General features: G+C 53.7%; 9 protein-coding genes (1 of these 9 cut by a window edge). 8 read left to right on the forward strand and 1 reads right to left on the reverse strand.

Annotated features, from left to right (window positions below; translation table 11 throughout):
* The first annotated feature begins 522 nt into the window (after positions 1 to 522).
* On the forward strand, positions 523 to 2946 hold the full coding sequence (locus tag ACR3ZL_RS13980; RefSeq protein WP_473652512.1) for a glycoside hydrolase family 95 protein: 2424 nt from the start codon (positions 523 to 525) through the stop codon (positions 2944 to 2946).
* Positions 2947 to 3062: 116 nt separating this feature from the next.
* The gene (locus tag ACR3ZL_RS13985; RefSeq protein ID WP_486172705.1) at positions 3063 to 4241 is read left to right on the forward strand and encodes a right-handed parallel beta-helix repeat-containing protein; all 1179 of its coding nucleotides are present in this window, start codon (positions 3063 to 3065) and stop codon (positions 4239 to 4241) included.
* Between the two features lie 81 nt (positions 4242 to 4322).
* Here ACR3ZL_RS13985 and ACR3ZL_RS13990 read toward each other — a convergent pair whose 3' ends face one another.
* Positions 4323 to 5684, reverse strand: coding sequence for a sulfatase-like hydrolase/transferase (locus tag ACR3ZL_RS13990; protein ID WP_473652510.1), 1362 nt, complete (start codon positions 5682 to 5684; stop codon positions 4323 to 4325).
* A 272-nt stretch (positions 5685 to 5956) separates the two neighbouring features.
* Between ACR3ZL_RS13990 and ACR3ZL_RS13995 the strand changes: the two genes are divergently transcribed.
* From ACR3ZL_RS13995 to ahr, 6 genes are all read left to right on the forward strand, one after another.
* A complete protein-coding gene (locus tag ACR3ZL_RS13995; RefSeq protein ID WP_473652509.1) occupies positions 5957 to 6154 on the forward strand; it encodes a hypothetical protein in 198 nt (65 codons plus the stop codon).
* 136 nt (positions 6155 to 6290) lie between these two features.
* Positions 6291 to 6626, forward strand: a complete 336-nt coding sequence (locus ACR3ZL_RS14000) for a hypothetical protein (protein WP_473652508.1) — start codon at positions 6291 to 6293, stop codon at positions 6624 to 6626.
* Positions 6627 to 6767: 141 nt separating this feature from the next.
* Positions 6768 to 7223 (forward strand): hypothetical protein, encoded by a 456-nt coding sequence (locus ACR3ZL_RS14005; protein WP_473652507.1) that lies wholly within the window; start codon positions 6768 to 6770, stop codon positions 7221 to 7223.
* Positions 7224 to 7549: 326 nt separating this feature from the next.
* The gene (locus ACR3ZL_RS14010; protein ID WP_486172706.1) at positions 7550 to 8014 is read left to right on the forward strand and encodes a nuclear transport factor 2 family protein; all 465 of its coding nucleotides are present in this window, start codon (positions 7550 to 7552) and stop codon (positions 8012 to 8014) included.
* Between the two features lie 93 nt (positions 8015 to 8107).
* Positions 8108 to 8860 (forward strand): hypothetical protein, encoded by a 753-nt coding sequence (locus tag ACR3ZL_RS14015; protein WP_473652504.1) that lies wholly within the window; start codon positions 8108 to 8110, stop codon positions 8858 to 8860.
* Positions 8861 to 9467: 607 nt separating this feature from the next.
* Positions 9468 to 10180: the 5' portion of an NADPH-dependent aldehyde reductase Ahr gene (gene ahr, locus ACR3ZL_RS14020; RefSeq protein ID WP_473652503.1), read on the forward strand. It continues 298 nt past the right edge of the window; 713 of the gene's 1011 nt are visible here — the first part of the coding sequence; the start codon lies at positions 9468 to 9470; the stop codon falls past the right edge of the window.

Here is a 10180-nt window from a genome sequence, read left to right on the forward strand (position 1 = left end):
GGCCTCTCAGTCTGCCATGCCGAACACTGCCGCCATGCGGAGTTACTGACCGAGGGCCTCGGTCAGCTACATTGCTATTTTCCCCGTCACCTTCCTCGTAGCGGACTGAGGCCTCTCAGTCTGCCATACCGAACACTGCCGCCATGCGGAGTTACTGACCGAGGGCCTCGGTCAGCTACATTGCTATTTTCCTTGACACCCTTCCTCGTGGCAGACTGAGGCCTCTCAGTCTGCCATGCCGAAACACTGCCGCTATGCGGAGCTGCTGACCGAGGGCCTCGGTCAGCTACATTGTTGCTTTCCCAGTCATCTTCCCCGTAGCAGACTGAGGCCTCTCAGTCTGCCACACCGAACACTGCCGCTATGCGGAGTTACTGACCGAGGGCCTCGGTCAGCTACATTGCTTCAGTTTCCATTACTGTGCCAAACTTCTTTCGTAACGAACCAGCTAAGTTATCCTGGTCAAGACCGCCAACAGATTCTCCAGACGCGGCGATAGAGCCGCCAACCAAAATCAGCTTCATGATCTTTTCAATCCAGACAATGAACATCACTCAAACGGCAGGCAATATGTATCGAGCTTTCGTCACCTTCGTCATACTTGGCTGCTTCGCAGCAGACAGTTCTTGGGCAGCACGCCACGACGTGGACGAAAGCAACAATCCGAAGGCGCATCAAACCTATGTCGACGAGGCATCCGCTCCTGACGAGCCGTTGTCACTTTGGTATCGCAAGCCGGCGACCAAGTGGGAAACCGAAGCGTTGCCAGTTGGGAATGGGCGGTTGGCGGCCATGGTTTTCGGCGGCGTTAACAACGAACGCATTCAGCTCAACGAAGAGACCGTCTGGGATGGCGTGCCAACGGACTACAACAACCCAGAGGCGTTGAAGGCTCTACCGGAAGTGCGTCGGCTACTTTTCGAGGGAAAGAACGCGGAGGCAACCCGTTTGGCCGGTCGAACAATGATGGCGATCCCCAGTAGAATCAAATCGTATCAAACGCTCTGCGATTTGTTCATCGACTTCGCCGACACCGACACTGTATCGGGTTACCGTCGCGAGTTGGATCTGACGACCGCGATCAACCGGACTCGCTATACCGTTGACGGTGTCGAATACACTCGGGAGGTGATTGCGAGCTCGCCTGACCAGGCGATTGTGATTCATTTGACAGCCAGTCAGCCGGGCAAAATTAGCTTTCAGGCCCGTTTTACTCGTGACCATGCGACGACTCAATCCGATTCTGACAATCGTTTAATCCTGCGTGGAAAATTGGGCGTCGACTACGAGGCTCAGCTTCGGCCGGTGGTGAAAGGTGGAAACGTCGAGTCCACCGATGGCGTGCTTACGATCACCGAGGCCGATGAGGCAACGCTGTTGGTGGTGGGCGCGACGAGCTACAACAACGCGACTGATATTTCCGGAGATGCGGCCGCGCGGTGTGAGAAGTACCTGCAGGCGATCCGTGGTCGGTCCTATGAAGAGATGCGAGCCGACCATGTCGCGGATTACCAAAAGTTGTTCGGGCGTGTGGAGCTCGACTTAGGCACGACCGACGCGGTGGACAAGCCGACCAATGAGCGACTTCGTGCGGTCAAGGATGGTGAGTTTGACCCGCAATTCGAAACGCTCTACTTCCAATTTGGTCGATACCTATTGATCAGCAGTTCGCGGCCTGGCCACTTGCCTGCCAACCTGCAAGGTAAGTGGGCACAGCAATACAACGCAGCCTGGAATAGCGATTACCACTTCAACATCAACTTCCAGATGAACTACTGGCCCGCGCAAACGACCAACTTGTCGGAGTGCCACGAGCCCTATTTCGATTATGTCGAGAGCCTAATTCCGTTTGGGGAAAAGACTGCAAAGGTGCACTACGGGGCTGACGGATGGACCCTGCATCACTTGTCGGACCTGTTTGGCATGACTGCTCCGGCGGACGGTGTGCATGGGATCTGGCCGATGGGTGCCGCATGGGCGAGTCGCGGATTGATGGAACATTATCGGTTCAACGGCGACAAAGAATTCCTGAAAGAGCGGGCTTATCCAATGATGAAAGGTGCGGCGCAGTTCATTTTGGACTTCTTGATCGAGGCTCCGGAAGGAACGCCTGCTGCTGGACGATTGATCACCAGCCCATCCCACTCCCCAGAGAATTCATTCATCAAGGCAGACGGAAGCCAGTCGCTTTTCACCTATGCATCTTCAATGGACCTTGAGATCGTCCACGACCTTTTCAGTGGACTTTTGGAGGCGAACGAGGCGATTGACCCAACCGGCGATTTCGACAAAGAGTTTCGTGGCGAGTTGGAAGCGGCGTTAGCGAAACTTCAACCGCTGCAGATCAGTCCCAAAACGGGGCGATTGCAGGAATGGGTGGAGGATTACGGTGAAAAGGACCCTCACCATCGCCACACATCGCACTTGTACGGTTTTCATCCCGGTAATCAGATCACCAAAAACGCGACGCCGGATTTGTATGAAGCGGCGAAGAAGTCACTGCAGGCACGCGGTGACGGCGGCAAAGGTTGGTCGATGGCGTGGAAGGTCAACTTTTGGGCACGATTCCATGACGGTGACCGGGCTCACGACTTGTTGAGCAATCTGCATCGGAAGATGACGCTGACGAACTTGTTCGATACCCATCCACCGTTCCAAATCGATGGCAACTTTGGTGGCACGGCCGCTATTGCCGAGATGCTGTTGCAAAGTCATGACGGCGAGGTGCACTTGCTGCCCGCTTTGCCCACTGTCTGGGATGAGGGATCGGTTAAAGGACTCCGTGCTCGTGGTGGTTTCGAAGTGGACATCGCTTGGAAGGACGGAAAGCTAACCGAGGCGACGATTCGTTCGCTAATTGGAAACCCTTTGCAAGTCCGCTATGGCGACGAAGTACGCAACCAGGACTTGGCCAAGGGTGATAGCTATACTTGGACGGCAGAGTAACCAGTGGCGTTTGTGGGCGGCCTTAGCATCGGGGCAACCGCTCTTTTGTTATTCAGTAGTCGATGATCAACATCCCATGGTCAGTAGTCGATGGTGATCAGCAACAGGGAACTTAGATGAAACGATACTGCTGGATGAGCATTGCAGTGTTTTTGCTATGTGTGGTTAGCGACGACACGATTTTGCGCGCGGCAACACTGAGTTGGAACGTGCAGGAGAAGTTCGGGATTTCGGCGGAGGGAATTCGTCAGGCGATCGACGTGGCGAAGTCGCACTTCAAAGCGGAGCCCAATGACGTCATCGTGATGCAGTTGGACGAAGGTTCCTTTTTCCTAGAAGACAAGAGCGACAGCAAAGGCACTATCGACCTAAGTGGGATCAATCCAGGACCGAGCGGTCGTCTGATCTTTCGAGGAAAGGGGATCGACCAAACCACGTTGGTCTTTAGCGACAACAAGCATGCCATCTTTGGGCGGGATGTGTATCGCGTTTCGATGACTGACATGCACATGACCCGCAAGGATTACACGGTCAGTCAAGGGTTGGTGGTGGAGACCGCTCCAGGCCGGGTTGTGCTGGAGATACAGGACGGCTTCCCAACGCCAGCGATGATCTTCAACCCGCACAGCACGCAAGGCCGCTACCTACGTCGCTACACGAACAGCAAGACCGATCCCCAACTCATTCAGGAAAACAATGAGCAGATCCCTTGGACTAGTGCCAAGCTTATCGAAGATCGGAAGTGGGCGATCGAATTGAAGCGAAAGAAGCAAATAGCCAACTACGAACAAGGGGCTTTGATCGGCATCAAGTCGAAACACGGTGGTGATATAGAGTTCGGCGGGCAAACGTATTGGTTGATGGGCGGATCGGACTTTGTGTTCCAGTCCGTCAAATGGACCCAGAAAACTCGCGGCGTGTTCCGAGGTGGTTTCAATCAAGTGCAGTTCCTCGACTGCGTCACGGATCGTTCTGCACCCATCAACGGTCAGGTGACTTGTTTGGCCGCGCCCGGCGGTGGCCCGCAAATTGGTCAGCCAAATGATCCGACGACAACTGGCAACGTGGTGAAGAACTGCCGGTTCATTGCGTCGGGCGATGATGCAGTCGCGTTTTTCAACGGCAGTGGCGTGATCAGCGGTTGTTACATTCGAGATGCGTTCTGTCGCGGTATCTTGGCAGCGAACAGCCCCGATGCTGAGTTGACGGACAACACGGTGATCCGCTGTCCCGTCCAGCAAACCGAGGACTACCGTCTGCCCGGGAATCACGGCAAACCTGTTCGGAATCAGTGACCTGCATTGTTGGGGGCACGATCGGGTGCGTTGAGTTTGTCGATCTGGTTGCGATGTGCCGACTGTGATAACACGCAGCGGCTACTTCTTTTTCTTGCCCTTCGTAGGCTTTTCGGCATCAACGGACTTCAAGTAGTCAAGCAACTTCGCTTTCAGTTGCGATGTCTTTTCCGGATGGCTTGAGGCGATGTCATGTTGCTCGGCGTGATCTGTCCGGGTGTTGTAAAGCGAGATTTTGGCAATTTCGCCATTGTTCTTCCAGGTTAGAAACAGCTTGTAGTCGTCTTGCACGAATACCGAACCACGTCTGCCAGGGCGATGAAAGACCAAACCGCCGGCCCCACGCTGCACATCTTCAGTTGCACTGTAGGATTGGCTGTCGGTTAAAAGAAGACTGACGATGCTTCCCCCATCGACTTCACTTGGCAGCGGCTTCGATCCGCCAGCGAGCTCGTAGAACGTTGGCAGAAAATCATAGCCAGCAACCGGTTCGTGGCTGACGGACTTAGCCTTGATACCGGGGCCGCGAACGTAGAACGGGACCCGGAGCCCGCCTTCGTCCAGGCTGTGTTTAGCGCCCTTGAGTGGATAATTGGTAGGCAAGCGACTGGCTTCGCCGCCAGGGAGTGTGCCTCGCCCGCCATTGTCCGCTGTAAATACGACATAGGTATCGCGTGCTAAATCAAGTTGATCAAGCGTGTCCAAGATTCGTCCTACTCCGGTGTCCAGTTCCTCGAGCATGCCAGCGAAGGCCTCGGTGTAGGCACGGTCGGGCACGCCTTTCGTGCGATACTTGTTCAGCGACTTCTGCATCAATTCAACACGAAGGTGCACGGCGTAATAGCTAACCTGCGCATAGAACGGTTTCTGAGCCTCTGACTGTTGTTGGATGAAGTTAATGGCGCGATCCGTCACCGATCGAGTCAGTTTTGGATCTTCGGTTATGTGAAATGGTTCCATCTTGTCTACAGCGCCACCGGTGACGTTACCGGTCACGCCATCGCTCATGTCATATCCACATTCCGCAGGTGTTGAGAGCATCTTCTCACCCCATTTCCCAAAATGGGCTGTCACGTAGTCTGGATTCGCCTGCTTCAACGCGCGTGGCAAAGTCATGTGTTGTGCAGGGATGTACTGACTGGCAAATTCGCTGCCGCTGCGTGCCGCCGATGCTCCGCAAAGGATGCTGCGCCGCGTTGGGGTGCATAAGGGAGCGGGTGAGTAACCCCGAGTGAAAAGCTTGCCACCGCTTGCGATGCGGCTCATGTTAGGTGTTTCCAGATAATCTGACTTCGACTCCGGAACTTCTGGATGCGCCAGATGACTTACCTGACTCCAGCCCTGGTCGTCGGTCAGGATCAGCACGATGTTGGGCGACTTTGCATTCACGGTGGAACATGCCACGGTGAGGTATGCAACAAACGCGAAAAGAGAACTTCTCATAATGGGGGACTTTCGAAGTACGAGAGCTGCATCGATGGCGGTTTCCACCAGCAATCAAGATTCGGACTGATAGTATAAGCATCCTGCTCGGGTACAGGTGGTATGATGATGGTTCACGCTGCAGACCGCTGAACCAATTACCGTGGCTGCACCCGAACTGTTCTGCCATCACTGGGGTGGAGCAGCGGTGGTTGTAATGCTGGTCGGGCACGCGTTGGTATAAACAGGCGAATCAAGAACATACGATTAAGCGTAGGGCGGTACCCAAACTTATGCAGAACGCGGAAGACGTGATTTTACAACTGGGCACGTTCGCATTTCTGGTGATCGCGGTCTGTGTGCTGTTCATGCTTGTGGTCTCGTTTGCCGATCGGCAGCCTCAAACCAAAACTCTGGATGACGATCCTTTAAGTGGACCAACGAAAGCGAAGGATGATGATGAGTCATCTCAACCTCGAAACGTGGGATAACAACGCTACTTTGTTGGTCGCCGAAATTATGGATCAAGACGCGTATTCAATTTAGTCACTCACGCGGTTCGATCTCCGAGATAAAAGTTGTCGCCGGAGGCTTGCTAGCTAACCGAATCATAAACACTGGTATCTGATGGACGCCGACGATTTCGTGACGATCCAATCCTTCGATCACCTGTCGCAGGCTGACTTGCTTCTGCTGGTTCTTAATCAGAAAGGGATCCCGGCGCGATTGGCTGACGAACACATCGTTGCGATGAAGTGGACCTTGGCAAACGCGGTAGGCGGGATCAAGGTGCAGGTTCCCATAGGGTACGAATCCAATGCACGGGACCTCGCGAAACAACTCAATTCAAATCGCAAGTTCGATTCTTCGTCCAGTAGCGATGACGATTGTCTGTCGTGCGGTTTGGCGATCCCGGAAGACGAGAACGTCTGCAGTCACTGCGGTTGGTCGTATGATGCCTAGTTGTTGGTCGAACCAGACGGTGCACGGTGGGGGGCTGGTGGGATCTGGTTGTTCTCGGGATTGTCTTCTTGCGAGTTCGTTACCCCGATCACACTGTATTACTCTCGTTTATCCAGTTGCATCACATTTGGGATAGATGAAATGAAGCGAGATCGGAAAGCTAGGCTCGGCAGTGGTAAACTGCAGTGGGAGGCGGGAGGTTGGTTCGGTGGCGTCATCGGTGGATCTTCTTGGCTGTTGTTCGGCGCAGTTGCGCTTCTATGGCAGGGAAGACCGTTTGCGTCGTTGATATCCGCTGCTGCATGGTTGTTAGTAGTTTCGCTTGCTTGTCGCCTGTGGTTCCAGCGTGACCGCGTTGATCCCTTTCAGGGCCTTGCCTATGTGCTGGCACTGCTTTCAGTGTTGATGCCCATTGTGTGGTTCGTGGGCTGGGACATGCCAACGGATGAGAGACTGTCTTCGCTGCATTGGATCCGAGGCTTTCGCGCTGCCGCCGTATGCACGATTGCTCCAGTGATTCTAGCCTGCTTTTACGTCCGAGAACGAATCCTCCCAGCGAAGCTCCCTGCGGATGGCAAGACAACTCAGGCCGACTGATAGCCATGCGAAACAAATTACACGTCGACGGTCCGTTTTTAAGGTGCGGCGGCATTGTAAGTGGAAGATCGTTCAGTGATCACAAACCGAAACAAACATCTCGATCATTGCGTTCGGGAAACCGCGGATGATGACTCGTGTCTGATGCCGGGCGCACGCGGCGTCCCGAGGTTGCTTTGTTGTTTGGCGATTGAGTGCGATGGCGTTGGCTGACGGGATCGCCAGACTTAATTGCATCCGCCGATTTAGTTGGACGGCTTGGGGGGATTGCCGTACAATCTTCAGCATCTCCTTTGACCCAAACTGCAGATCAAATTTATTGAGCGATGAGTTACCGAGAAGAGGTCCCCCAGATCGATCCTCCTTGGACGCAGCGAGAAGAGATCAATGCTGCATTGTTAAAACGTTGGTTGAAGGCAGGATGGGAATCTAACGACAACTCCCTGGTCGAAGAGCACTTTCATCCGGAGTGCATTGTTAGTGGGTTGTCGCCCGAAGTGATTGAGGGTTTGGAAGAGATGCGGGTGACGCATCGAGCCATGTGCGCGCGGCTCTGCCACCGCACCGCCACACTTCACTTCTTGCTGCTAAGAGGAGATCAATTTGCGGTGACGATGGAGTTTGAAGGGCGTCAGCTCGACACCAACATCGACGTTGCGTTGGAGGCGTCATGCTTTGGAACACTGAAGGACGGCTTGATCTACCGAGCCCACAATATCATCGACTACACCGGACTGTATGCGAAGCTTGGTTTGCTGGACGTAAGCAAAATGGCCGAGCACTTTGGGTAAATGACATACCGAGCTGGATTGCCTGGATTAGATTGAGGTGCAACCAGCTTCGCTGGTCGGATTGTTTTTGAGTGTAGAGATTAGTACGTCCGCATGCTAAGTATTTTTAAACCGACATGCCCTGTCGATCGCGAAACGAAAGACTGGATTGAACGACGTTTTCAGTGGCTTACTGAAGAATTTGGGATGCATCGTCTGACGTCGCACAAGACGGTTCTTCCAACGGAGGAGTTCCTGCCGCTGGACTACGATTGCAGCGAAGAAGGGCTTGCCGTCTTGATGGAACGCGTCGCAGAGTACATGGGAGCTGACGCCACGCTACTTGATTTGAATTTCTATGAGGACATCGGCATTGGTCTGGACGGGACCACGCACGCCGCCTCGGCCGGGCTTTACACCGAAAAGGACGGTCGGTTTGGAATATGGCTCGAGGTCAATTGTCTGGCTGACCCCGGTGGCGTGATCGCGACACTTGCTCACGAGATTGCACATGTGCTGTTGCTTGGTCAGAAGCGAATCGATCCTGATGCGGAGGATCAGGAAGAGTTAACCGACTTGTTGGTTGTCTTTCTTGGCCTTGGAGTGTTCGCGGCCAATGCATCTCTACACGAAACCAACGTGCACGGTTCCGGATACTCGGCTTGGTCAGTTGGAAAACGTGGTTACTTGAGCATGCATGCCTTGGGCTATTCACTTGCCTTGTACGCGTTGGCGAGAGGAAACGACCGACCACATTGGTTGAGATATCTGCGGCCCGATGCGAAAGCATACACCACACGTGGCATTCGCTATGTCACCAAAATGCTTGACTGTAGTTACAAGCCCGCTATCCAGCGTGGGACCTGAATAGGATTGCGTGGGGACGACGAAACGAGTTTTGTTTGGCATTGAAATTAGCGTTGCTGGCCTCATTGGAAGTCTGTGATTTTGAGATGTTTGGCTATGTGTTTGCTCGTGATTTTCAACGTCAGTTGCCGAATTCAAGGCAGCGGAAATATAGCGATCTCCGCTTTCAATGTTGTCGCAAGTTGTGGGGAGCCTGTCTGAAACTGAGTCGTTCCATAACGTGTCTCTGCAGCAAAACGGTGGGATTGGATTTAGGAAAATGTGTGAGGCTGCCGTGGTTTCAGGCTACAAAACATTGATTTGGTTTGTGGTGCTTACACGTTCATGTTGGCGGCAATGTTAGTATGTTTTCGTGATTATTAGGGCGGCGGACTAACACGGTAGCTTTCCCTTTTATGCTGCTTTCATGGGTAGTGTTGTGTTCGGTTTCTCGAGGCACGGACAAGCAAAATCTGAATGACTCAAACCGGTTTTGATCTCATCTTGATGCCGGGCTGTATTCCTGTCGCGAAGAACGCGGGTTTGACTTCGGACTACGATTTGTCGCCGGTGAGCACATTTCGATTCAATAGGTCTCACATTTTCTTCAACTCGGAAGCCAATCAAAATGACAACGATTCATGCCTATGCGGCAAAAGAACCTGGTGGAAAGCTGGAGTCATTCGAGTACGACGCGGGACCGATTGGTCATGACGAAGTCGAAATTGATGTGAAGTCATGCGGGATCTGTCATTCCGATCTTTCCATGATCGACAACGAATGGGGGATGACGGAATTTCCTCTCGTTCCCGGTCATGAGGTCACGGGCACCGTGGCTGCCGTTGGTGATGGGGTAACGCACCTTCGCGTCGGTCAGGTCGTTGGGCTGGGGTGGTCGAGTGGTTGCTGCATGACATGTCATCAATGCATGAGCGGGGATCACAACCTTTGTGCTGAAAGTGAAAGTACCATCGTGGGTCGGCACGGCGGTTTCGCAGACAAGGTCCGGTGCGACAAGGCATGGGCGATCCCATTGCCTGATGGAGTCGACGCGAAGAAGGCGGGCCCGCTGTTTTGCGGTGGACTGACCGTGTTTAACCCAATCGTACAGTTTGACGTGCGGCCTACGCACCGTGTTGGCGTTATCGGGATCGGCGGACTGGGGCACCTTGCGTTGCAGTTCTTGAATAAATGGGGATGTGAGGTGACTGCGTTCACATCCAGCGAGAGCAAAGCTGAGGAAGCGAAGAAGCTGGGAGCCCACAAGATCATCAACTCTCGATCGGACGACGAGCTGGAGAAGGCGTCGGGTTCTTTTGATTTCATTTTGTCCACCGTTGC

Source organism: Rhodopirellula sp. J20-39, from assembly GCF_057365095.1.